This window comes from Kluyvera chengduensis (assembly GCF_044197065.1).
Taxonomy (GTDB): domain Bacteria; phylum Pseudomonadota; class Gammaproteobacteria; order Enterobacterales; family Enterobacteriaceae; genus Kluyvera; species Kluyvera ascorbata_C.
The window spans coordinates 164,001-186,408 of the sequence record NZ_JBIQOI010000001.1 but is presented as its reverse complement, the minus strand read 5'-3'; the positions used below and the strand labels follow the sequence as shown (position 1 = coordinate 186,408).

Genomic DNA, 22,408 nt, shown 5'->3' with positions numbered 1-22,408 from the left:
AAAAGTGCTCTCTCCTGGCGATTTAAGAGTTACACCAATAATCCGGGTATTTACCGAATTGTAATATTGCGTTAACAGGCCTTTCAGGCCACGATCGTAATAGGAGAGAAGTATGTTCAGGTCACTGATTCTGGCGGCAGTGTTGATAGCATCGGCCCCGATGTTCGCGAATGCTGGTGAAATCACCCTGCTGCCATCCGTAAAATTACAAATTGGCGATCGCGATAATTACGGTAACTACTGGGACGGCGGCCGCTGGCGCGACCGTGATTACTGGCATCGGAACTGGTATCACCGCGATAACGGCTGGCACCGAGGCTGGGATAAACGCAAAGCCTATGAGCGCGGCTATCGTGAAGGCTGGCGCGACCGTGACGATCATCGTGGTCGCGGGAGAGGCCACGGTCATGGACACGGGCATCATCATTGATACTTTCCCGGAGTCGCTGCGCTCGTTCGGGCTACCGTTCAAAAGTAGCCCGGATGAGCGCAGCGACTCCGGGTTGACTACATCAGCGTTCCCAACAGCAGCCACCCATTCAGCGCCACCACAATCGCCACAATCACCCAGCCAATCCGTTTAATCCACAACGTGTTGACCAACTCGCCCATTAGCTGACGATTGCTGGTGAAAATCAGCAGCGGCACCAGCGCCAGCGCGATCCCAAAGCTTAACAGCACCTGGCTCATCACCAGAATACGCGTCGGGTCGAGCCCCATCAGAATGACGATAAATGACGGTAGCATCGTCACCGCGCGGCGGAACCACAGCGGGATGTGGAAGCGAATAAAGCCCTGCATCACCACCTGACCGGCCAGCGTCCCGACGACCGTAGAGGAGAGCCCCGCCGCGACCAGGCTCAGGCCAAAGATGGTTGCCGCCGCATGGCTCAACAACGGTTCGAGGGTGAGATACGCTTCGTCAAGGTCGGCAATGCCGGTGTGTCCGTGGAAATGGAACGCCGCTGCCGCCGTCGCCATCATCGCCAGGTTAACAAAACCGGCAATGGTCATGGCAATCGCCACGTCCCACCGCGTCGCGTGATAGCGCTCTTTTGCGCTCCCGCCATGCAGATGCTGAGTCAGTGATGAATGCAGATAAATAACGTGCGGCATGATGGTCGCCCCCAATACGCCCGCCGCGAGAAACACCGCTTCGGAGTTAGGTAACGACGGAATAATCATTCCTTTTGCGAGCGGTGCCAGCTGTGGCTGGGAGAAAATCAGCTCTACAATATAGGCCGCCGCGACAAACAGCAGCAGACCGCCGATCACTTTTTCCAGCGGTTTTTGCCCGCGGCGTTGCAGCATCAGAATCAGGAAGGTCGCAATCCCGGTAAGCACCGCGCCTTGCAGCAGCGAAATCCCGAGGATCAGTTTAAAACCAATAGCCGCGCCAATAAATTCAGCGAGGTCGGTCGCCATGGCGATAATTTCCGCCTGCACCCAGTAAAACCACACCACCGGACGCGGGTAGTGGTCGCGAATTTGCTCCGCCAGGTTTTTTCCCGTAGCAATACCGAGCTTAGCCGACAGCACCTGAATCAGCATCGCCATCAGGTTTGCCCAGACAACAACCCACAGCAGCTGGTAGCCGAAGCTCGCCCCCGCCTGAATATTGGTAGCGAAGTTGCCGGGATCGATATACCCGATGGCGGCAATAAATGCGGGTCCCATCAGCGCAAGCCTCATACGGCGCGCTGCACGACCGGTGTTACTTTCAACGCGACTGTTGTTCATTCTCTGCCTCAAAAACATAGCCTTTGCTATGTTTCAGGCTAACAGAATGAGAATGATTATCAAGTTCATTTGTAAGAGATGATAATGATTACTCTGATAGCCGGAATCAATTGCCAGACTGGAGGTTGCGGGGGTTTGGTGTACGCTTATGTTGAGAGTAGTACAACAGAGGAACTTTTCATACATTTACTTAACATCACAAAAATGTATCTTTGATCACTAATTTTGAGTTTGCTCACAGGAACTAAATATAGTGGGACGGGGATCTCGTTTTATTTAATGATGTTACATAGAATGTGCAAGAAAATTTAACCCGTCTCATGTTTGGAGCAAATATGGACCGCGTCTTGCATTTTGTTCTCGCGCTCGTGGTGGTAGGGATCCTGGCCTTGCTGGTCAGCACCAACCGCAAAGAGATTCGCATTCGTTATGTTATTCAATTACTTGTCATTGAAGTTTTACTGGCATGGTTCTTCCTGAACTCTGACATTGGTCTGGGCTTCGTACGTGGCTTCGCCGAAATGTTCGAAAAACTGCTTGGTTTTGCGAACAACGGGACCGACTTCGTCTTTGGCAGCATGAACGATAAAGGCCTGGCATTCTTCTTCCTGAAGGTTCTGTGCCCTATCGTCTTCATCTCTGCGCTGATCGGTATTCTGCAGCATATCCGTATTCTGCCGATTGTTATTCGTGCGATTGGTACCGTGCTGTCTAAAATCAACGGCATGGGTAAGCTCGAGTCTTTCAACGCCGTCAGCTCCCTGATTCTGGGCCAGTCTGAAAACTTCATCGCCTATAAAGATATCCTCGGTAAAATGTCCCGTAACCGCATGTACACCATGTCGGCCACGGCGATGTCTACCGTTTCGATGTCTATCGTTGGCGCCTACATGACCATGCTGGAGCCGAAGTTCGTTGTGGCAGCGCTGGTACTGAACATGTTCAGCACCTTTATCGTTCTGTCGCTGATCAACCCATACCGCGTTGATGCCAGCGAAGAGAACATCCAGATGTCTAACCTGCACGAAGGCCAGAGCTTCTTCGAAATGCTGGGTGAATACATTCTGGCAGGCTTCAAAGTTGCGATTATCGTTGCTGCGATGCTGATCGGCTTTATCGCCCTGATCGCCGCGCTGAACGCCCTGTTCGCTACCGTGACCGGTTGGTTTGGCTACAGCATCTCCTTCCAGGGCATTCTGGGTTACATCTTCTATCCAGTTGCATGGATTATGGGTGTACCGGCAAGCGAATCCCTGCAGGTCGGTAGTATCATGGCGACCAAACTGGTTTCTAACGAATTCGTTGCGATGATGGATCTGCAAAAGGTTGCCGCTGAGCTCTCTCCGCGCGCCGTCGGTATCATCTCCGTATTCCTGGTTTCCTTCGCCAACTTCTCTTCCATCGGTATTATCGCAGGTGCCATTAAAGGCCTGAACGAAGAGCAGGGTAACGTGGTTTCCCGCTTCGGTCTGAAGCTGGTTTACGGTTCTACGCTGGTGAGCGTACTGTCTGCTTCTATCGCAGCACTGGTTCTGTAATTCCAATCCCATTAAAAAAGGGCCTGTAACTGCGTTACAGGCCCTTTTTCTTTATGACTCCGTCTGGTAGCCAATATCACAAAGCGGCCTTGGCTTATCGATCAGATACCCCTGCATATAGTGCACGCCTAGCTCCGTCAGTAGCGCCTGCTGTGCTTCGGTCTCAACATATTCGGCAACAACCTCCAGGTTCTGCATCTCCGCCAGCTCACAGATAGAGCGAATGATCATCGCATCCATTGGATTAGTAAGCACGTCACGCACGAACGCACCGTCAATCTTGATGATATCGGCCTCAAGACGCTTCAGGCGTTCATAGTTGGCGTAGCCAGTACCGAAGTCATCAATAGCAATCCGGCAGCCAAAATCGCGGAGCATCTGTATATTGTTAATACTGGTATCTGAATTAGAAAACGCCTGCTCTTCCGTAATTTCAATGATGATACGCCGGACGTTGACGCGATAGCGCTGGAAGAGCGCGATGATTTCGGTGGCGCTCTCTTTATGCATCAACGTGTAGGGCATCAGGTTGACGGAAAAACGTTGTCCGGGAAAAGCATCCAGTGAGCGGAACAGGTTCTCCATTACCTGCATATCAAACCGTTTACTGAGGTTAAACTGCGTCAGAACAGGAATAAATTTATCCGGCATAACCATGCCATTCACATCAATGAGGCGGGTGAGGATTTCATAGTAACCTTCCCCCGATGGCTTTCTGATTGGCTGAGCATAGAGGACAAATCCTTCACGATCCAACGCCGCTTTAATGCGGTTGAGGAGCACAACGCGCTCGCTGGTTTCATCAAATGCCTCCACCTGACCGTTATCCAGCTGCAGGATCTGATTCTCTTCCCCGGCCTGTTCTGCCAGCCAGCTCAGTTGCCCCAGCGTATGGTAGAGGTTATCATCCGGTGCGCGCACCCTTCCCCAGGATATGCCGTATTCCAGATTCAGCGGCGTGTTGTTCCAGCGAATGTCCTGACGCTTGAGGAAATCAATCAGGTGGTTCAAGCGTGCCTCGGTCTCCGGGCCATTCAGCACCAGCAAAAGTTCGTTCCCCGGCAGTTGAAAGAGCTTTTCGTTGTCATCCAGATTAGGGTGTAGAACCTGAGTGATGCTGCGTTTGCACTGAATACGCATCATCATGCCGTAGTGACGGCTAAGAAAGTCCAGATTTTTGATATGCAGGCAGCACACGCTGGTGATGCCCGCCGTTTTCATATAATCCTCCAGCGCACGCAGGTTAGGCAGCCCGGTCAGTGGGTCAATCATCGCCTGCATCTGCCACTTATGTTTTAAGTGCTTGCTACGCTGATAGATTTGCAGCATGTACTGCAAACAGACGGTAAACGAGATCAGTGCCGACAGGATAAATGAGAGTGAATATTGGGTTTGAATACCGTGCAGGAAGTTTTTGTTGTACATCACCAGCACAAAAGCGGAAACAGTCCAGCTCATAATGATGAGCGGATAAGATAGCTGGCTAATCCCAAAGGCGAAAAAGATAAAGACAATAGGAACGAGATACCCGGTAAAGTAGCGCTCACCAAACGGCGCGCTGAGGAAAAACAGCATGCACATCAACGCGAGAAGCCAAGCGATAACAAAGCATTTTCCTTTCAGCCCAGCATAGCTCGCGATGTTTTTACGCCAGAAAGCTCTTGCATAGCGAGTATTCAGACACATCCGCAATGGATAATAGAACAGTTTAGTAAATATTAAGGATGCACACACCAGACCCTGAATATCAACAATCGCATAAATAACAGTGGTTATATTAAAATAACTAAACATTTCAGCAGGAACAACGGTCAATTCTCCCACTAAATACATCATAGCCTTAGCGAGCACTGGCATCGCAAAGCCAAACCAGAAAATACGTAAGCCAATATGATGAATTGCTAATCCATGCCGCCAACGCCGTCCCAGAATAGAATATAAAATAAGGCTGGAAATACATACGGCGGTCAACTGACAAAACAATAATGTTAATGAATCAAGCGGAGAAAGATGCAGCTGCCAGTAGTTGGTGGTGATAAATCCCAGTGCCAAAGGCAGTACCGCATGGCGGCCAAACAGCATCATTAGCGCAATCATGACGCTTAGCGGTAACCATGCCAGATATACAGAATGACCATCATAAAATGCGGTCGGAGAGATATATCGAGAAACAGGAATCATCGCCAGGCTAATAACCAACGCCAGCAAGAACTTTCTTAATGGGGTACTCCGTTGCACCATCATGCGTACCTGCCGATATCCTTTATCGTACGTAGAGTGACTGATTAAATATTATTGCCGGTTATTATGTGAAGCAAACCGAGTTGAGAAAACTCTGATCTACGCGGGCTTTTTATAATATAAACGCTGTTTTTTTGTTCGCATTCAGAATGCAAAAAACCCCCGCCATAGGCGAGGGTTTCGAATTTTGGTGGAGCTAAGCGGGATCGAACCGCTGACCTCTTGCATGCCATGCAAGCGCTCTCCCAGCTGAGCTATAGCCCCACAGTTTCTTTACGTTCCAAACCTGATGGGAGCAGGATTTGGTGGAGCTAAGCGGGATCGAACCGCTGACCTCTTGCATGCCATGCAAGCGCTCTCCCAGCTGAGCTATAGCCCCAACGTAAAGCTGTCGTGTTGACGGGCGGCATAATATGAATTCCCTTACACAGTGTCAACGGCAAAATACGCGAAAAAGTTCTAATCGCTGAAAAAGCAGACAAACGCGCCATATTGCTCGCCTCCTCGCAGGTTGGAGTTAAACCTGTCACATTTTCTAATAAAACGATGCTATAACATGGACATGTAATTCCCACACTGCGACTCAGGAAATTGTATGCTCAAGGAACGAATGACGCCGGAGGAGATTGCTCATCTGACAGGGTACAGCCGACAAACCATCAACAAGTGGGTGCGTAAGGAAGGCTGGAAAACGTCGCCCCGTCCCGGCGTCCAGGGAGGCAAGGCCCGACTGGTACATGTGAACGACGAAGTGATGGAATTCATCCATAGCGCTCAACGTGCTTCTGAATCTTCGGCTCCCTATGCGGTGAACGGCAGCGACAACCCTTTCCATACGCTGCTGCTGACGCTGGTTGATGAAATGACCGAGACCGAGCAGAAACAGCTCACGTCACTGCTGCTACGGGAAGGGATTAGCGGTTTATTGCAACGTCTAGGAATTCGCGGTTAAGCAATGTCTATGAAAAAACTTCCCGCAAAGATGTCCACAGAAGAACTGGCTGAAATGCTGGGTATGACCCGACAGACAGTCAATCGCTGGATTCGTGAAAAGAGTTGGCAGACTGAACCGATGCCCGGCATTAAAGGTGGTCGTGCGCGGCTGATCTTTATTACCGATGAGGTGATGGATTTTCTGGTGAATACACCGGCTTTCCGTCAGTTACCCAACGAAAACCAAATTGATGAACCCGCAGGCAGCTACACGGCCAATGCTTCCGATGCGGTCTGGCGGCAAATTAGCGACGTATTGCAGAACAACATGACACCACTGGAGCAAGAACGCTTACGCCGCCTATTGGCGCGTGAAGGCATTTGCGGCTTTCTGGCACGACTCGGGCTGGGCGATCAGAACGATAAGGTATAAAAAAAGCGGGTTTCCCCGCTTTTTTCACATCTGAACGCCAATTACTGCTGGCTTTCACGCTCGGCGATGAACGCCAACGCCTTGTTGATGCGCTCGATGCTACGGGATTTACCAATCGCGTGAACGGTGACGTCCAGGCCTGGCGACTGCCCTGCTCCGGTAACGGCAACACGCAGTGGCATCCCCACTTTGCCCATACCTACTTCCAGCTCATCAGCCGTTGCCTGAATCGCATGATGCACGTTTTCAGCCGTCCAGTCGGTAATAGCGGAAATTTTATCACGTACGACTTCCAGCGGCTGACGTGCAACCGGGCGCAGGTGTTTCTTCGCGGCGTCCGCGTCAAACTCTGCAAAGTCTTCGTAGAAGTAACGGCAGCTCTGCGCCATCTCTTTCAGGGTTTTGCAGCGCTCACCCAGCAGTTTCACCAGCTCGCTCAGCTGCGGGCCCACGCGGGTATCAATATTTTCCTGCTCAATATGCCACTGCAGGTGCGTCGCAACATATTCCGGCGCCATCGTATTGATGTAATGGTGGTTCAGCCACTGCAGTTTGTCCGTGTTGAACGCACTGGCGGATTTGCTGACCGCGTCCAGAGAGAAGAACTCGATCATCTCTTCACGAGTGAAGATCTCCTGATCGCCGTGGGACCAGCCCAGACGCACCAGGTAGTTCAGCAGCGCTTCCGGCAGGTAGCCGTCATCACGATACTGCATAACGCTGACCGCGCCATGGCGTTTAGACAGTTTTTTACCGTCGTCGCCGTTGATCATCGATACGTGTGCGTAAACCGGTACCGGCGCGTTCAGCGCTTTCAGGATGTTGATCTGACGCGGGGTGTTGTTGATATGGTCTTCACCACGGACTACGTGGGTAATTTCCATATCCCAGTCGTCAACCACAACGCAGAAATTGTAGGTTGGGGAACCGTCAGTACGACGGATGATCAGATCGTCCAGCTCCTGGTTGCTGAATTCGATCGGCCCACGGATCTGGTCATCAAAGATAACGGAACCTTCCTGTGGGTTAGCAAAACGCACCACGCAGGGTTCATTGTCAGCATGATGTTCATGACCGTGGCGGCAGCGGCCGTCATAACGCGGCTTCTCGCCGTTGGCCATCTGCTCTTCGCGCAGCGCTTCCAGACGTTCTTTGGAGCAGTAGCATTTATACGCCGTGCCTGCTTCCAGCATTTCATCAATTACCGCGTTGTAGCGGTCGAAACGTTTGGTCTGATAGTACGGGCCTTCATCCCACTCCAGATTCAGCCAGTTCATACCATCCATGATGGCTTCAATGGCTTCCGGCGTTGAGCGCTCGAGATCGGTGTCTTCAATACGCAGCACAAACTCACCTTTATGGTGACGTGCGAAAAGCCAGGAATAAAGAGCAGTACGAGCACCGCCGACGTGCAGATAGCCAGTCGGGCTAGGCGCGAAGCGAGTTTTGATTTTCATGAAATGGCCTTACGTTTATAAACATGCCGACAACCGGCAAATCCTGGAAATAGAAGTGGGCAATATTCTATCACTCCCACTCGGTTGTTCCCACCGCAAGCGTGTGGTTTGCATTTTTTGCATACAATTCATACACCATAGCGTGTTTTGCGATCACATCGTCTAATTTTACGACGAACAGATAAATTATTTATAAAAGGCGTTGACTCATTTTCAACTCTCCCTATAATGCGACTCCACACAGCGGGGGTGATTAGCTCAGCTGGGAGAGCACCTCCCTTACAAGGAGGGGGTCGGCGGTTCGATCCCGTCATCACCCACCAACTACTTTATGTAGTCTCCGCCGTGTAGAACAGAAAATTGAGAAGTGGGTGATTAGCTCAGCTGGGAGAGCACCTCCCTTACAAGGAGGGGGTCGGCGGTTCGATCCCGTCATCACCCACCACTTTCTCGCCAGCTGGATTTTCTGTCAAAATGTGAAGTACCGAAGTGGGTGATTAGCTCAGCTGGGAGAGCACCTCCCTTACAAGGAGGGGGTCGGCGGTTCGATCCCGTCATCACCCACCACTTCGGGTCGTTAGCTCAGTTGGTAGAGCAGTTGACTTTTAATCAATTGGTCGCAGGTTCGAATCCTGCACGACCCACCAATGTAAAAAAGCGCCCTAAAGGCGCTTTTTTGCTATCTACGGCTTATGCAGTTGTGTTTATGTAGCCCGGCCAAGCGCAGCGCCGCCGGGAAAAGCTCAAGTCTCCCCCCATTCTGCCGATACTCCTTATATTTCTCCGAATAAGGCGTTCACCATGACCACCATCAGCGCTCCCTCTATCGCTTCGCTCAAAACCACGACCAGCAGCGCCGCGCCAAGCGGTAACGATGCGGCATCACAAATGGCGCGCATCACCCAGCAGATTGTTAAACTGACCCAGCAGCTTAAAGAGATTGCGGACGGCAGCGGCAGCACGGAAGAAAAGCAAAAGCAGGCTGAGATGATTCAGGAGCAAATCGCCATGCTGGAAGCGCAGCTGGCACAGTTACAGAACCAGCAGGCAGAAAAAGCTCAAGAAAAACAGGAAGCCTCTTCCGCAACCATTACCGGCGTTAATCATCCCAGCGACGACCACCAGATAGATATTTACATCTGATACAGCGGGTCCTGAAGCCGCTCGTCCATCAGTTGTTGGCTCTGGGCCCGAACCACGTCCCACAACGCCTGGGCGGCGGTAGATAACGAGCGTTTTTTTCGTCTCGCTAACATCAACTGCCGCTCAACCCCCGGCGACATGCGCTTCACCGCCAACGGGCTTCCCTCCGGCAACGGTAACGCCAGCGCCGGAATGATGCTGATCCCAATGCCCGCCGTCACCATGGGGAAGAGCGTCGCCGGATGACCAATCTCCTGCACGATATTCGCCTCAATCTGATGCAGCTGTAGTGCCGCATCTATCAGCATTCGGCTACCGGAAGCATAATCCTGTAATACTAACTCTGCCCCCTGTAGCGCCTGCCAATCTACCTCCGGCAAATCAGCAAACGGGTGATCGTTACGGCACAACAGGAAGAACGGCTCAGAAAGTACCGTTTCACACTGCAAATCCCCCACCAGGCCGGGATCGATAACGATACCGAAATCAACATCCCCTTGACGAATACTCTCCAGCACCCACTGCTGCGGCCGGTCGTGCAGCACAAAACGAATATCTGGGTACAGACGGTTGCTTTGGGCAATGCACTGCGGGATCAGATGCGCTGAAATCGTCTGGCTAGCCGCCACCCTAACCGTCCCGCTTAACTGCTGCCCGGTGCGCCCCGCTTCTCGCAGTGTGCCCTGTAACTCATCCAGCAGCCGCTCCAGGCGAGCGGCGAGCTGCTGCCCCGCTTCCGTCAGCACCACTTCGCGCGTGGTGCGGTCGAGCAGGCGCACGCCCGTCTGACTCTCCAGTTCCTTCACGCTATGGCTGACCGCCGACTGACTGAGGCCAATTATCTCCCCTGCCCGGCTAAAACTCTTCGCCTGCGCTACCGTGACAAACACCTTCAACTGCCGCAATGAGTAATTCATCTGTTTTTTTCATGAATGGATGCAATAAATCAATTTTATTTCTCAACAATAAAAAAGCAAAATGTATGCATCGATCTTCAGGAGTCTTTATGAAACTTTTCCGCATTTTAGATCCGTTTACGCTGACGCTTATTGCGGTTGTCCTGCTTGCCACCTTCTTCCCGGCACGCGGCGACTTCGTTCCCTTTTTTGAAAATCTGACTACCGCCGCCATCGCGCTGCTGTTCTTTATGCACGGCGCTAAGCTGTCGCGTGAGTCGATTATTGCTGGCGGTAGCCACTGGCGACTGCACCTGTGGGTAATGTGCAGCACCTTCGTGGTCTTCCCAGTGCTGGGCGTACTGTTTGCCTGGTGGGCGCCGTTCAACGTTGACCCGCAGCTTTATGCTGGCTTCCTGTATCTGTGTATTCTGCCCGCTACCGTACAGTCCGCTATCGCCTTTACTTCACTCGCTGGCGGTAACGTCGCGGCCGCAGTGTGTTCTGCATCGGCGTCCAGCCTGCTGGGGATCTTCCTGTCGCCGCTGCTGGTTGGCCTGGTGATGAACGTACACGGCGCAGGCGGTAGCCTTGAGCAGGTGGGCAAAATCATGCTGCAACTGCTACTGCCGTTTGTACTGGGCCACCTTTCCCGTCCGTGGACGGCGGCGTTTGTGACCAAACACAAAAAGTGGATATCCAAAACCGACCAGACTTCTATTTTGCTGGTGGTCTACTCCGCCTTCAGCGAAGCAGTGGTCAACGGTATCTGGCATAAAGTTGGCGTGGGTTCGCTGCTGTTTATCGTGGTAGTGAGCATCGTACTGCTGGCGCTGGTAATTCTGATTAACACCGTGGTCGCCCGTCGTCTGGGCTTCAACAAGGCGGATGAGATTACGATTGTGTTCTGTGGGTCGAAAAAGAGTCTGGCCAACGGTATTCCGATGGCCAATATCCTCTTCCCGACGTCAGTGTTGGGGATGATGGTGCTGCCGTTGATGATCTTCCACCAGATCCAACTGATGACCTGTGCGGTGCTGGCCCGCCGCTACAAAGCGCAGGCCGAAAAAGCGCAGGCCAAAGAACAGGCCCGCGTAGGAAGTTAACGTTTCAGGGGCTGAACCAGCTGGCTCAGCCCTTCAGTTTTAATGAGCAGCGTGAGCTGCATCAGCTCGCCAAGATGCCCGGCCGGAAACTGATCCTTACGGGCAAACCACAGCAGATACTCTTCCGGTACATCAATCAGCCGCCGACCTTTGTACTTGCCGAACGGCATCTCGGTGTTGGCGATTTCAATCAGCTGTGCTTTATCCACCTCAGACTCCTAACAGACGCAACATTTCGGCTTCGTCGATAACCTCAATGCCAAGCTCCTGTGCTTTCGCAAGCTTCGAGCCCGCGGCTTCACCCGCAATCACCAGGTCGGTCTTCTTCGACACGCTACCGGCCACTTTCGCGCCTAGTTCAACCAGACGCGCTTTGGCATCGTCACGGGACATCTGGCTCAGGCTGCCAGTCAGCACCACGGTTTTACCGGCAAACGGGCTGTCTATCTCTTCGGCATTAATCACCACCGGCGCAGGCCAGTTCACGCCCTCTTTCAGCAGTTGCTGGATGACGTTACGGTTGCTCTCTTCGGCAAAGAAGTTGAATACGTGATTCGCCACCACCACGCCAACGTCCGGCACTTTTTGCAGCTCTTCAATGGAAGCGGCTTCCAGTGCTTCAAGCGTACCAAAGTAGGCCGCCAGACCGGCTGCCGTTGCCTCTCCCACTTCACGAATACCTAACGCGTAGAGGAAGCGAGCAAAGGTGGTCTGTTTGGCTTTCTCCAGCGCGCTCACCACGTTCTGCGCCGATTTCGGCCCCATACGGTCAAGACCGGTCAGTTTGCCTGCGGTCAGGGTGAAAAGATCGGCCGGAGTATGGACATATTCTTTTTCGACCAACTGGTCGATGATTTTGTCGCCCATGCCGTCCACGTCGAGCGCGCGGCGGGAAACGAAGTGCTTGAGCGCCTCTTTGCGCTGTGCGCCGCAGATAAGGCCACCGGTGCAGCGGGCTACGGCTTCCCCTTCCACGCGCTCTACATCGGAATTACACACCGGGCAATGGGCCGGGAAGACGATTTCCTGAGTGTCATCCGGGCGCTCGGAAAGCACCACGTTGACCACCTGCGGAATAACATCACCCGCGCGGCGAATCACCACTTTATCGCCGATGCGCAGGCCAAGACGTTCGATTTCATCGGCGTTATGCAGCGTCGCGTTACTCACCAGCACACCGGCAACCTGAACCGGCTCAAGACGCGCCACTGGCGTAATCGCCCCGGTACGCCCTACCTGAAACTCCACGTCGCGCACAAAGGTCATCTGTTCCTGCGCCGGGAACTTAAACGCCACCGCCCAGCGCGGCGCACGGGCTACGAAGCCGAGCTGTTCCTGCAACGCCAGCGAGTTCACCTTGATGACCACACCATCGATATCAAAGCCAAGCGTCGGACGATCTGCTTCTACCTTGTGATAGTAAGCAAGCACTTCCTCCGGGGAGTCGCACAGCGTGACCCGGTCGCTCACCGGCAACCCCCAGGCTTTAAACTGGAGCAAGCGCCCCAGATGAGTATCCGGTAGTTCGCCGCCTTCCAGAACACCCACGCCGTAGCAGAAGAAAGTGAGCGGTCGCTTCGCGGTAATCCGCGGATCTAACTGTCGCAGCGAGCCAGCGGCGGCGTTACGCGGGTTGGCGAACACTTTATTGCCGGTGCGCCGGGCTTCGTCGTTGATTTTTTCAAACCCAGCCTGCGGCATAAACACTTCGCCGCGCACCTCCAGTCGAGCCGGAATGTTATCTCCACGCAGCTTCAGCGGAATGGCACGAATAGTACGGACGTTCGAAGTGATGTCTTCGCCGGTGGTGCCGTCACCGCGCGTCGCGGCGCTAACGAACACACCGTTTTCATACAGGATACTGACCGCCAGGCCGTCCAGCTTAAGCTCGCAGCACCAGGTCAGTTTATCCGCGCTCTTGAGGCGATCCTGGACGCGCTTGTTAAAAGCAAGGAAGCTCTCTTCATCAAAGACGTTGTCCAGCGACAGCATCGGCACTTCATGGCGAATCTGGCTGAATGCCGCCAACGGCTCGGCACCGACGCGTTGAGTCGGCGAATCGGGGGTAATCAGCTCTGGGTGCTGCGCTTCAAGCTCGCGCAGTTCACGCATCAGGCGGTCATACTCCGCATCCGGCAGTTCGGGGGTATCTAAAACATGATACAGGTATTCATGATGGCGAAGCGTCGCTCGCAGTTCATTCAGTTGTTGTTCTATAGATTGCATATCACACCATCAATGATAAAAAACCCCCGACAGGCGGGGGTTCAGGAAGGATTGGCAACGCGCGGACTTATCAGGCGTTAGCGTCTTTGACTTCGCGGATACGGTCCTGATACTCACGCAGCTTTTGCGGCGTCATCATACGGCGCTGATCGTCCAGCACCACACCACCTACTTCGTCAGCAATATACTGTGCTGATTGCAGCATCAGCTTGAAGTTCTGCAGTTCATCGCCGTAGGACGGCACCTGCATAAAGATGGTGACGCCAGGCGTAAGCATATCGGCCATGGTATCCGGATCAAAGGTACCAGGCTTAAGCATGTTTGCCAGGCTAAACAATGCCGGGCCACTGCCGTCAGGGCTGAGATGGCGATGGAAAATATTCATATCGCCAAATTTAAAACCGGCCTGCTGGATGCTGTTCAACAGCAGTTCACCGTTAATTTGCGTACCCTGATGCGCAGAGACGTTCATCACGATAACCGTTTCTTTACGCTCTGGTTTCTCAGGCGGAGCAGGTTCAGGCGCAGGCTGGGCAGCAACCGGTTCTGGCTGCGGCGGCTGTACGGGTTCTGCAACCGGCTGTGGTGCCTGAGGCGCGACGGGCTGCTGAGCAACGTGCTGCGGCGCTTGGGCTACAGGCTGAGGCTCTACCACCGGCGGGCGCTGCTGAGGCTGCTGTACAGGCTGCGGCGGTGGTACCGGCGCGGGCTGTGCAGGCTGATGCGCATGCGGCTGCGGTACCGGCTCTGGCGCACGAGCAGGCTGAGGCGCCTGACGCTCGTAAGGCGGCTGGTACTGGTGTTGAGGCGCGTGACGAGGGGCTTCATGCTCCCCAGCAACCCCAGGGGCGTGATTGACCTTGTGGACACGAACTTCACCCACGCCTTCAACATTGTCATCGAAGTCTTCTTCCGATTCATCATCGGCATCACGAGACTTCATTCGCTTCATTGGACGATCGCGGAACATCGATGAACGCTCTTTACGGCTCGTCCAGAAACCATGAACCAGTAAAGCAAGTATGGCGATCGCGCCAACAATGATTAATATCAGACGCAAATCCTGCATCATTATATTCTCTGTTGTTCTAACACCTTGCCACCACGGCAAACATTTACTCACTAAGAGTATTTGCCCATCACGTCAAGTGCAAGTGTGCACATGACATTCACCGCAGAAAGATGAGTAAAATCGTATTTTTTGCTGGTTTTTCGAACATTTCCTAACTGGTCATTGTCCAACAACCCGATAATATATAGACGTCTTTTTCAATGTAGTCAGTTAAAGGAGCTTCACCTGACCATGGTTTCATCGTCCACCCCTGCCGCACGCAGCGGCGTTTACTACTTCTCCCAGGGCTGGAAACTGATCGGTATGCCGGGAATACGCCGATTCGTCATCTTACCGCTGTTGGTCAATATCGTTCTGATGGGCGGCGCCTTCTGGTGGCTATTCAGCAAACTGGAAAGCTGGATCCCATCCTTAATGAGCCGTATCCCCGACTGGCTGCAGTGGCTGAGCTACCTGCTATGGCCGGTGGTGGTTATCTCCATTCTGCTGGTATTCGGCTATTTCTTTTCCACCATTGCCAACTGGATTGCCGCGCCGTTTAACGGCCTGTTGGCAGAACAACTTGAGGCGCGCTTAACCGGCGCGACGCCGCCGGATACCGGGGTGATTGGCATCATGAAGGATCTGCCGCGCATCATGAAACGCGAATGGCAGAAGCTCGCGTGGTATCTCCCGCGCGCCATTGTGCTGCTCCTGCTGTACTTTATTCCGGGTATCGGTCAGACGGTAGCACCTGTGCTGTGGTTCCTGTTCAGTGCATGGATGCTAGCCATTCAGTACTGCGACTATCCGTTCGACAACCATAAAGTGCCGTTTAAGACCATGCGCCAGGCCTTGCGCACCCGCAAGGTCACCAATATGCAGTTTGGGTCACTGGTAAGCCTGTTTACCCTCATCCCGGTACTGAACCTGGTGATTATTCCGGTCGCCATCTGCGGGGCGACGGCGATGTGGGTTGATTGTTATCGCGACAAACATGCGCTGTGGAAGTAAAGACATGCTGCCGCATGCAGCCACTCAGGTGGCTTGCGTCATAAAAATGACAGTACTCGGCAATTTCGCGCAACGAGTGTGAATCCTGCTGCATTAAAAAACGCGCATGGCGTAACCGCAGAGTAATGAGATATTGCTGCGGCGCCATCCCGGTTTGCAGTTTAAAACGGCGCTGGAAGGTACGTAACGTCAACATATAACGTGCCGCCAGCGCCTCCCAATCAATTTTAGACTGCCAATGGCTCTCTACCCAGGAAAGCGCCAGACAAACCCGATCGTCAACCGTCAGCTCGTCTCGCGCCTGCAGGCGATATCCGGATAATAAGGAAACCAGACGCAGCAAAAACGTCTCTTGCCGCGCGCTACGCAATACCTCTTCCTCGTTTTCAGCGTAAAGCGCGTCGCAGGCAAAAGCGTTAACATCCAACAAGAGCTGTCGCCAGCGCGGCATAGCCAAATGCCAAAGATGAGGTTCATTCTCAAGAAAAAGCGCAGCAGTATTCCCGCGAAACCAGTTCAACTGATCCAGCGGCAAATGCAGCAAATTGATGGTACAAAGCCCCTGAACATCCTCAAAGGCATGTCGATCGGCAGCCCGAATATACATAAATGAACCGGGACGCATAAACCATGGCAGACCATTAACAATATGCGTCACCTCTCCTGCCAAAATAAATATTATTTCATTATAGTCGTGATCATGCTCAGGATAAGATGTATGAGGTAACCAATATTGCACGGAAACATGATCGTCAGGTCTATTGAAAAAATGTGATCGCTGTAGGGTCAGCATAATATTTGCCTGAAAAATCGTATAAACAATTTAATCTAAGTGACCATTTATTTACTTGTCAAATAATTTACGCCTCACTTTTCATTATTTAATAATAGTGCATAAAAGTTTAAAACTATTGCCCTAATAAAAATAATAAAAAAATGATCATATTCCCGTTATGTGAACTCAGGCACAGCATCTGAGGACAAAAACGACAAGCTAGCTTAAGCGTGGCAATCAGGTGAAAGTAATCATCTGGCGTTCGGTTTAACGTAATCACCTCCTTCGTTACAGAGGTGGTATATATGTTAAATGCCCGCAATAAACAGGCTTATATCAGGATAAGTCTATGCCTTTTTGTTTTTTATTTTGCATGGTCTACCAGTTGGTCATTTCTTGCTATCTGGCTCGCTGACAATGTCGGGTTGAATAGTGAAAAAATTGGTTTCGTACTTTCTATCAATGCCCTTTTTGCTCTGGCAATCAAACCGGTATGCGGATATGTCATGGACAAACTGGGACTGGGAAAACATCTGCTGGTGATCGTGACGGGTGCCTCTGTCCTCGCGGCGCCCTTTTTTATCTGGGTATATCAACCGCTGCTCAATATTAACCTGATTGCCGGAATCATCGTCGGCGCACTCTATCTCTCCTTCGCCTATCTCGCCGGTGTTCTGGTCTTCGAGTCCTATGCCGATCGCTACAGTCGCGCCTGGTCATTTGAATTTGGCCGCGTACGCATGTGGGGCTCTCTGGGATGGGCAGTGGCATCACTGTTCGCCGGCCAGCTTTTCAACCTCTCTCCGCACTACAATTTTTGCGTCACATCACTGGCCTGCATCGTGCTGCTGTTCCTGCTGATAATGCTGAAAACGAAGGGAGACGATATTGACTGGCAAGCGGTCAACGCCGGGCAAAAAATGCCGGTGAATAAGTCTGATATAAAAATGCTCTTCGCGCGTAGCGGGTTTTGGATCCTCATGCTGTTCTATGGCGGTATTATCTGGATGATGCAAAGTGCTGAACAGCAATTCCCACGTTATTTTGTGAGTTTCTTCGTCAATCATCAGCAAGGTAACGCCATGCTGGGATATATGGGGTCAGTGCAATCAGCCGTTGAATTTATCCTGATGTTCTCAATTCCATTTGTCATTAATAATGATTGGCGCCAGAAATGGCCTGCTGCTGGCTGGTTTTGTCATTGGCTTACGCCTTATCATCTCCGCGCTGGCTACCCATGCGTGGATGATTGCAATTATCAAACCATTTTACGGCCTAGAAATGGCTCTGCTACTCGTCTCTATTTTTAAATATTTATCACTGTACTTCGATAAGCGACTCACCGGAACCGTATATATGGTACTTGGTTGCTTTAACTACTTAGGTATCGCTGTAATTAATCCGATTGCCGGAATGTTATATGACCGCTATGGCTTTGCAAAAACCTATCTGGTAATGGGAATTATTGCATGGGTGATTACGCTCATTGGCATTCAGGTTTTAGGTAAAGGTCGTCATGGAAAAGAAAAAGCGAAGCAACTTACCGTCTCTGAAATCTAAATAACATTATTTATAATTAATAGGTATCTTCATGAAAAAACATATTAGGCAAGGGTTGTTTTTACTACTTCTAAGTGTAAGCGCCCACAGTTGGGCATCCAGTGGGTTTATCGAATTACGAAATGCATGGATGACCGGCAGCGAAAGCGACGAATTTAAGCTTGGTGGCGGCTATAACTTCGACAATGGCGCTGGGGTTCTTTTTTCCACATTGTATAATTTAGATAAATTTAACCAACTAAAACATAGCTATAACGAATTAGAGGGCTGGTATCCTATCGTTAAATACGATGCCTGGACCTTCAACCTGGGTTCATTAGTCGACTCTAATTCCGACGGGTCCTGGGGGGCTGTCTATCTGGATAACAACTATCGCTTTACCGATGACTTTAACGTCAGCCTGCGTTACCGCTATAACTATAACAACCACAAGAACCTCAGTCTTGATGAGCAGATGAAGTACAACAATAACCACCAAATCAATATGTACTGGAACTATAAAATCAACCAAACCTGGTCATATACCTTTGAGCCTGACGTCTACTTCAATACGGAAAACTTCAACCGAAGTAATGGCAAAGACCATTCATGGGAACTAAACAACAAGCTAGTCTGGAACTGGATGCCACACTGGCGACCGTTCTTTGAAGCATCGTGGCTGGATCGCTACATTGAAAGCAACCGCGAGCAGTACCGTTTCCGCGTCGGTATCCGTTACTACTTCTAAATGATAAGGAGTGGCTTATGCCGCTCCTTATTCCATCCCGCTTGCCATTATTTCCCTTCAGTATATAGATATGCGAAATCCTTACTTCCGCAGAATCTTTAAGCAGGTATGCTGGTCGAGTACCCCAAATTTCATACAGTTAAGGATAGGCCATGAGTAAGATTTTTGAAGATAACTCCCTGACTATCGGTCATACACCACTGGTACGACTGAACCGCATCGGTAACGGACGCATTCTGGCGAAGGTTGAGTCACGTAACCCAAGCTTTAGCGTCAAATGCCGTATCGGTGCCAATATGATTTGGGATGCCGAAAAACGCGGTGTGCTGAAGCCTGGCATCGAACTGGTTGAGCCAACCAGCGGTAACACCGGTATTGCTCTGGCCTATGTTGCAGCTGCCCGTGGTTATAAACTGACGCTGACCATGCCGGAAACCATGAGCGTTGAACGCCGTAAGCTGCTGAAAGCGCTGGGCGCGAACCTGGTGCTGACCGAAGGCGCGAAAGGCATGAAAGGTGCCATTCAGAAAGCTGAAGAGATCGTGGCCAGCAACCCGGAAAAATTCCTGCTGCTGCAACAGTTCAGCAACCCGGCTAACCCGGAAATTCACGAAAAAACCACCGGTCCGGAAATCTGGGAAGATACCGACGGTCAGGTTGACGTATTCATTTCAGGTGTAGGTACCGGCGGTACGCTTACCGGCGTAACGCGATACATTAAAAATACCAAAGGTAAAACGGACCTGATTGCCGTTGCCGTTGAACCAACCGATTCCCCGGTTATCGCCCAGGCGCTGGCGGGCGAAGAGCTGAAACCAGGCCCACACAAAATTCAGGGCATCGGTGCAGGCTTTATCCCAGGCAACCTCGATCTGAAGCTTATCGATAAAGTTGTCGCGATTACCAACGAAGAAGCTATCTCCACGGCGCGTCGCCTGATGGAAGAAGAAGGCATTCTGGCGGGTATCTCCTCCGGTGCAGCGGTTGCCGCAGCATTGAAACTCCAGGAAGATGAAACCTTTACCAATAAGAATATTGTGGTTATCCTACCGTCTTCGGGTGAGCGTTATTTAAGCACGGCGCTGTTCGCAGATCTCTTCACCGAGAAAGAACTGCAACAGTAATGCCAGTCGGTTAAAATCGTGTAAAAAAGCACCCAAACGGGTGCTTTTTTGTGGCATACATCAAACTTTTACCCCCCCTGGCATTGATTCACCTCCGTAGGTCTGGTATTTAACCTCTCATATTTATTTTGAGCCGCGAAATTATTCTTAACAGGTTTTCCGCTAGCTGAATCGATTTTATGATTTGGTTCAAATCCTGCTTTCACGGCATAATGTTTAATGATAAGCGAAACGTCAAAGGCCAGAAGCGTCTGCGTCGGATGGTTTGTCGCCGATGGTAGTGCTGATTTTGTGGGCGTCGCTTGATTTGTAATACAGGCTAAAGTCTATCCACCAGGCTAGACTTTAGTTCCACAACACTAAACCTATAAGTTGGGGAAATATAATGTTCCAGCAAGAAGTTACCATTACCGCTCCGAACGGTCTGCATACCCGCCCTGCTGCTCAGTTTGTTAAAGAAGCGAAAGGCTTCACTTCCGAGATCACTGTGACCTCCAACGGCAAAAGCGCTAGCGCAAAAAGCCTGTTCAAACTGCAAACTCTGGGTCTGACCCAGGGCACCGTTGTTACCCTGTCCGCAGAAGGTGAAGACGAGCAGAAAGCAGTTGAACATCTGGTTAAACTGATGGCTGAACTCGAGTAAGTTCAACGAGTTCTTTTAAATATCAGTCACAAGTAAGGTAGGGTTATGATTTCAGGCATTTTAGCATCCCCGGGTATCGCTTTTGGCAACGCACTGCTGCTGAAAGAAGATGAGATTGTCATCGACCGGAAGAAAATTTCTGCCGATAAAGTAGAGCAGGAAGTTGAACGTTTTCTGAGCGGTCGTTCTAAAGCGTCAGCTCAGCTGGAAGCTATCAAGACCAAGGCTGGCGAAACTTTCGGTGAAGAAAAAGAAGCCATCTTCGAAGGGCACATCATGCTGCTCGAAGATGAGGAGCTGGAGCAGGAAATCATAGCCCTGATTAAAGATAAGAACATGACGGCTGATGCAGCTGCGCATGAAGTTATCGAAGGTCAGGCAACTGCCCTGGAAGAACTGGATGATGAATACCTGAAGGAACGTGCGGCTGACGTACGTGACATCGGTAAGCGCCTGCTGCGCAACATCCTGGGTCTGGCCATTATTGACCTGAGCGCTATTCAGGATGAAGTTATCCTGGTTGCCGCAGACCTGACGCCGTCTGAAACCGCACAGCTAAACCTGAAGAAGGTGCTGGGCTTTATCACTGACGTCGGTGGCCGTACTTCCCACACCTCTATCATGGCGCGTTCCCTGGAACTGCCTGCCATCGTGGGTACCGGTAGCGTCACCACTCAGGTGAAAAATGGCGACTATCTGATTCTGGATGCCGTAAACAACAAGGTTTACGTCAACCCAACTAACGAAGAAATTGAGCAGCTGCGTGCCATCCAGGAGCAGGTTGCCAATGAGAAAGCCGAACTGGCTAAACTGAAAGACCTGCCGGCAATCACCCTTGATGGCCACCAGGTTGAAGTTTGTGCCAACATCGGTACCGTGCGTGATATCGACGGTGCTGAGCGCAACGGCGCTGAAGGTGTTGGTCTGTACCGCACCGAATTCCTGTTCATGGACCGCGACGCGCTGCCAACTGAAGAAGAGCAGTTTGCCGCGTATAAAGCCGTTGCTGAAGCGTGTGGCTCTCAGGCGGTTATCGTCCGTACCATGGACATCGGTGGCGACAAAGAGCTGCCGTACATGAACTTCCCGAAAGAAGAGAACCCGTTCCTGGGCTGGCGTGCCGTGCGTATCGCGATGGATCGTAAAGAGATCCTGCGTGACCAGGTTCGCGCTATCCTGCGTGCCTCTGCTTTCGGTAAACTGCGCATCATGTTCCCGATGATCATCTCTGTTGAAGAAGTGCGTGCACTGAAAAAAGAGATCGAAATCTACAAACAGGAACTGCGCGACGAAGGTAAAGCATTTGACGAATCAATCGAAGTTGGCGTGATGGTGGAAACACCTGCCGCAGCAACTATCGCTCGTCATTTAGCCAAAGAAGTTGATTTCTTTAGTATCGGTACCAATGATTTAACGCAGTATACTCTGGCAGTTGACCGTGGTAATGATATGATTTCACATCTTTACCAGCCAATGTCACCGTCTGTCCTCACTTTGATCAAGCAAGTTATTGATGCTTCTCATGCTGAAGGCAAATGGACTGGCATGTGTGGTGAGCTTGCAGGCGACGAACGTGCTACACTTCTGTTGCTGGGTATGGGTCTGGACGAATTCTCTATGAGCGCCATTTCTATCCCACGCATTAAGAAGATTATCCGTAACACGAACTTCGAAGATGCAAAGGTTTTAGCAGAGCAAGCACTTGCTCAACCAACTACAGACGAACTGCTGGCGTTGGTGAACAAGTTCATTGAAGAAAAAACAATCTGCTAATCCACGAGATGCGGCCCAAATTACTGCT

The 22,408-nt window shown here is 51.4% G+C and carries 21 protein-coding genes and 6 tRNA genes; 17 read left to right on the top strand and 10 right to left on the bottom strand.

The annotated features are described in order from the left end of the window. Positions 1-112 precede the first annotated feature (112 nt). On the top strand, positions 113-430 hold the full coding sequence (locus tag ACH1XZ_RS00855; RefSeq protein ID WP_395593947.1) for a DUF2502 domain-containing protein: 318 nt from the start codon (positions 113-115) through the stop codon (positions 428-430). A gap of 77 nt (positions 431-507) precedes the next feature. Here ACH1XZ_RS00855 and ACH1XZ_RS00850 read toward each other — a convergent pair whose 3' ends face one another. Further along, positions 508-1,740 (bottom strand): Nramp family divalent metal transporter, encoded by a 1,233-nt coding sequence (locus ACH1XZ_RS00850; RefSeq protein ID WP_395593946.1) that lies wholly within the window; start codon positions 1,738-1,740, stop codon positions 508-510. 335 nt (positions 1,741-2,075) lie between these two features. On the opposite strand from ACH1XZ_RS00850, the gene ACH1XZ_RS00845 reads away from it, so the two are divergent. Next, complete coding sequence (locus tag ACH1XZ_RS00845) at positions 2,076-3,278, top strand: NupC/NupG family nucleoside CNT transporter (RefSeq protein WP_333497896.1); 1,203 nt, start codon at positions 2,076-2,078, stop codon at positions 3,276-3,278. Positions 3,279-3,329: 51 nt separating this feature from the next. On the opposite strand, the gene ACH1XZ_RS00840 is transcribed toward ACH1XZ_RS00845, so the two are convergent. From ACH1XZ_RS00840 to ACH1XZ_RS00830, 3 genes are all read right to left on the bottom strand, one after another. Further along, positions 3,330-5,522: a sensor domain-containing phosphodiesterase gene (locus tag ACH1XZ_RS00840; protein ID WP_395593945.1), complete on the bottom strand. Its 2,193-nt coding sequence runs from the start codon at positions 5,520-5,522 to the stop codon at positions 3,330-3,332. A gap of 185 nt (positions 5,523-5,707) precedes the next feature. After that, a tRNA-Ala gene (locus ACH1XZ_RS00835) sits at positions 5,708-5,783 on the bottom strand. Between the two features lie 39 nt (positions 5,784-5,822). Continuing rightward, a tRNA-Ala gene (locus tag ACH1XZ_RS00830) sits at positions 5,823-5,898 on the bottom strand. Positions 5,899-6,114: 216 nt separating this feature from the next. Between ACH1XZ_RS00830 and ACH1XZ_RS00825 the strand changes: the two genes are divergently transcribed. Further along, positions 6,115-6,471: a YfeC-like transcriptional regulator gene (locus ACH1XZ_RS00825; protein WP_395593944.1), complete on the top strand. Its 357-nt coding sequence runs from the start codon at positions 6,115-6,117 to the stop codon at positions 6,469-6,471. A gap of 9 nt (positions 6,472-6,480) precedes the next feature. Next, positions 6,481-6,885 carry a YfeC-like transcriptional regulator gene (locus ACH1XZ_RS00820; protein ID WP_395593943.1) on the top strand — a complete coding sequence of 135 codons (405 nt, stop codon included), beginning with the start codon at positions 6,481-6,483 and terminating at the stop codon, positions 6,883-6,885. 41 nt (positions 6,886-6,926) lie between these two features. Here the strand turns inward: ACH1XZ_RS00820 and gltX are convergent, their stop codons facing one another. Further along, positions 6,927-8,342, bottom strand: coding sequence for a glutamate--tRNA ligase (gene gltX, locus ACH1XZ_RS00815; protein WP_395593942.1), 1,416 nt, complete (start codon positions 8,340-8,342; stop codon positions 6,927-6,929). Positions 8,343-8,589: 247 nt separating this feature from the next. Between gltX and ACH1XZ_RS00810 the strand changes: the two genes are divergently transcribed. From ACH1XZ_RS00810 to ACH1XZ_RS00790, 5 genes are all read left to right on the top strand, one after another. Then, positions 8,590-8,665 (top strand) — tRNA-Val (locus ACH1XZ_RS00810). 46 nt (positions 8,666-8,711) lie between these two features. Continuing rightward, positions 8,712-8,787 (top strand) — tRNA-Val (locus tag ACH1XZ_RS00805). A gap of 46 nt (positions 8,788-8,833) precedes the next feature. After that, positions 8,834-8,909 (top strand) — tRNA-Val (locus ACH1XZ_RS00800). Between the two features lie 4 nt (positions 8,910-8,913). Next, positions 8,914-8,989: transfer RNA gene (locus ACH1XZ_RS00795), tRNA-Lys, on the top strand. A gap of 154 nt (positions 8,990-9,143) precedes the next feature. Further along, positions 9,144-9,485 carry a FlxA-like family protein gene (locus ACH1XZ_RS00790; protein ID WP_395593941.1) on the top strand — a complete coding sequence of 114 codons (342 nt, stop codon included), beginning with the start codon at positions 9,144-9,146 and terminating at the stop codon, positions 9,483-9,485. Here the strand turns inward: ACH1XZ_RS00790 and ACH1XZ_RS00785 are convergent. Further along, positions 9,476-10,402: a LysR family transcriptional regulator gene (locus ACH1XZ_RS00785; RefSeq protein ID WP_395593940.1), complete on the bottom strand. Its 927-nt coding sequence runs from the start codon at positions 10,400-10,402 to the stop codon at positions 9,476-9,478. The genes ACH1XZ_RS00790 and ACH1XZ_RS00785 overlap by 10 nt on opposite strands. A gap of 89 nt (positions 10,403-10,491) precedes the next feature. Here ACH1XZ_RS00785 and ACH1XZ_RS00780 point away from each other — a divergent pair, with 89 nt between their 5' ends. Further along, positions 10,492-11,487, top strand: coding sequence for a bile acid:sodium symporter family protein (locus ACH1XZ_RS00780; protein WP_395593939.1), 996 nt, complete (start codon positions 10,492-10,494; stop codon positions 11,485-11,487). Here the strand turns inward: ACH1XZ_RS00780 and ACH1XZ_RS00775 are convergent. From ACH1XZ_RS00775 to zipA, 3 genes are all read right to left on the bottom strand, one after another. Beyond that, entirely contained in the window at positions 11,484-11,696 is a 213-nt protein-coding gene (locus tag ACH1XZ_RS00775; RefSeq protein ID WP_035896906.1) for a DUF3820 family protein, read from the bottom strand. The genes ACH1XZ_RS00780 and ACH1XZ_RS00775 overlap by 4 nt on opposite strands. A gap of 1 nt (position 11,697) precedes the next feature. Next, positions 11,698-13,713, bottom strand: a complete 2,016-nt coding sequence (gene ligA, locus ACH1XZ_RS00770) for an NAD-dependent DNA ligase LigA (protein WP_395593938.1) — start codon at positions 13,711-13,713, stop codon at positions 11,698-11,700. 70 nt (positions 13,714-13,783) lie between these two features. Continuing rightward, positions 13,784-14,785, bottom strand: a complete 1,002-nt coding sequence (gene zipA / locus ACH1XZ_RS00765; RefSeq protein WP_395593937.1) for a cell division protein ZipA — start codon at positions 14,783-14,785, stop codon at positions 13,784-13,786. Between the two features lie 231 nt (positions 14,786-15,016). Between zipA and cysZ the strand changes: the two genes are divergently transcribed. Further along, positions 15,017-15,778 carry a sulfate transporter CysZ gene (gene cysZ / locus ACH1XZ_RS00760; RefSeq protein WP_395593936.1) on the top strand — a complete coding sequence of 254 codons (762 nt, stop codon included), beginning with the start codon at positions 15,017-15,019 and terminating at the stop codon, positions 15,776-15,778. Here cysZ and ACH1XZ_RS00755 read toward each other — a convergent pair. Then, positions 15,702-16,571 (bottom strand): helix-turn-helix domain-containing protein, encoded by an 870-nt coding sequence (locus ACH1XZ_RS00755; protein WP_395593935.1) that lies wholly within the window; start codon positions 16,569-16,571, stop codon positions 15,702-15,704. The genes cysZ and ACH1XZ_RS00755 overlap by 77 nt on opposite strands. A gap of 287 nt (positions 16,572-16,858) precedes the next feature. Here ACH1XZ_RS00755 and ACH1XZ_RS00750 point away from each other — a divergent pair, with 287 nt between their 5' ends. From ACH1XZ_RS00750 to ptsI, 6 genes are all read left to right on the top strand, one after another. After that, positions 16,859-17,863, top strand: coding sequence for an oligosaccharide MFS transporter (locus tag ACH1XZ_RS00750; RefSeq protein ID WP_395593934.1), 1,005 nt, complete (start codon positions 16,859-16,861; stop codon positions 17,861-17,863). Then, entirely contained in the window at positions 17,754-18,113 is a 360-nt protein-coding gene (locus ACH1XZ_RS00745; protein WP_395594669.1) for an MFS transporter, read from the top strand. The genes ACH1XZ_RS00750 and ACH1XZ_RS00745 overlap by 110 nt, the downstream gene beginning before the upstream one ends. A 31-nt stretch (positions 18,114-18,144) precedes the next feature. Then, complete coding sequence (locus tag ACH1XZ_RS00740) at positions 18,145-18,840, top strand: oligogalacturonate-specific porin KdgM family protein (protein ID WP_395593933.1); 696 nt, start codon at positions 18,145-18,147, stop codon at positions 18,838-18,840. A 152-nt stretch (positions 18,841-18,992) separates the two neighbouring features. Next, positions 18,993-19,964 carry a cysteine synthase A gene (gene cysK / locus ACH1XZ_RS00735; RefSeq protein WP_395593932.1) on the top strand — a complete coding sequence of 324 codons (972 nt, stop codon included), beginning with the start codon at positions 18,993-18,995 and terminating at the stop codon, positions 19,962-19,964. A 385-nt stretch (positions 19,965-20,349) separates the two neighbouring features. Beyond that, on the top strand, positions 20,350-20,607 hold the full coding sequence (gene ptsH, locus ACH1XZ_RS00730) for a phosphocarrier protein Hpr (protein ID WP_002913505.1): 258 nt from the start codon (positions 20,350-20,352) through the stop codon (positions 20,605-20,607). Positions 20,608-20,652: 45 nt separating this feature from the next. Continuing rightward, a complete protein-coding gene (gene ptsI, locus ACH1XZ_RS00725; RefSeq protein ID WP_035896912.1) occupies positions 20,653-22,380 on the top strand; it encodes a phosphoenolpyruvate-protein phosphotransferase PtsI in 1,728 nt (575 codons plus the stop codon). Positions 22,381-22,408: the final 28 nt, after the last annotated feature.

Bases quoted from the DNA above. Each gene is read 5' to 3' on its own strand.
- ACH1XZ_RS00855 (WP_395593947.1), top strand. From the start codon at position 113: ATGTTCAGGTCACTGATTCTGGCGGCAGTGTTGATAGCATCGGCCCCG.
- ACH1XZ_RS00850 (WP_395593946.1), bottom strand. From the start codon at position 1,740: ATGAACAACAGTCGCGTTGAAAGTAACACCGGTCGTGCAGCGCGCCGT.
- ACH1XZ_RS00845 (WP_333497896.1), top strand. From the start codon at position 2,076: ATGGACCGCGTCTTGCATTTTGTTCTCGCGCTCGTGGTGGTAGGGATC.
- ACH1XZ_RS00840 (WP_395593945.1), bottom strand. From the start codon at position 5,522: ATGATGGTGCAACGGAGTACCCCATTAAGAAAGTTCTTGCTGGCGTTG.
- ACH1XZ_RS00825 (WP_395593944.1), top strand. From the start codon at position 6,115: ATGCTCAAGGAACGAATGACGCCGGAGGAGATTGCTCATCTGACAGGG.
- ACH1XZ_RS00820 (WP_395593943.1), top strand. From the start codon at position 6,481: ATGAAAAAACTTCCCGCAAAGATGTCCACAGAAGAACTGGCTGAAATG.
- gltX (WP_395593942.1), bottom strand. From the start codon at position 8,342: ATGAAAATCAAAACTCGCTTCGCGCCTAGCCCGACTGGCTATCTGCAC.
- ACH1XZ_RS00790 (WP_395593941.1), top strand. From the start codon at position 9,144: ATGACCACCATCAGCGCTCCCTCTATCGCTTCGCTCAAAACCACGACC.
- ACH1XZ_RS00785 (WP_395593940.1), bottom strand. From the start codon at position 10,402: ATGAATTACTCATTGCGGCAGTTGAAGGTGTTTGTCACGGTAGCGCAG.
- ACH1XZ_RS00780 (WP_395593939.1), top strand. From the start codon at position 10,492: ATGAAACTTTTCCGCATTTTAGATCCGTTTACGCTGACGCTTATTGCG.
- ligA (WP_395593938.1), bottom strand. From the start codon at position 13,713: ATGCAATCTATAGAACAACAACTGAATGAACTGCGAGCGACGCTTCGC.
- zipA (WP_395593937.1), bottom strand. From the start codon at position 14,785: ATGATGCAGGATTTGCGTCTGATATTAATCATTGTTGGCGCGATCGCC.
- cysZ (WP_395593936.1), top strand. From the start codon at position 15,017: ATGGTTTCATCGTCCACCCCTGCCGCACGCAGCGGCGTTTACTACTTC.
- ACH1XZ_RS00755 (WP_395593935.1), bottom strand. From the start codon at position 16,571: ATGCTGACCCTACAGCGATCACATTTTTTCAATAGACCTGACGATCAT.
- ACH1XZ_RS00750 (WP_395593934.1), top strand. From the start codon at position 16,859: ATGTTAAATGCCCGCAATAAACAGGCTTATATCAGGATAAGTCTATGC.
- ACH1XZ_RS00740 (WP_395593933.1), top strand. From the start codon at position 18,145: ATGAAAAAACATATTAGGCAAGGGTTGTTTTTACTACTTCTAAGTGTA.
- cysK (WP_395593932.1), top strand. From the start codon at position 18,993: ATGAGTAAGATTTTTGAAGATAACTCCCTGACTATCGGTCATACACCA.
- ptsH (WP_002913505.1), top strand. From the start codon at position 20,350: ATGTTCCAGCAAGAAGTTACCATTACCGCTCCGAACGGTCTGCATACC.
- ptsI (WP_035896912.1), top strand. From the start codon at position 20,653: ATGATTTCAGGCATTTTAGCATCCCCGGGTATCGCTTTTGGCAACGCA.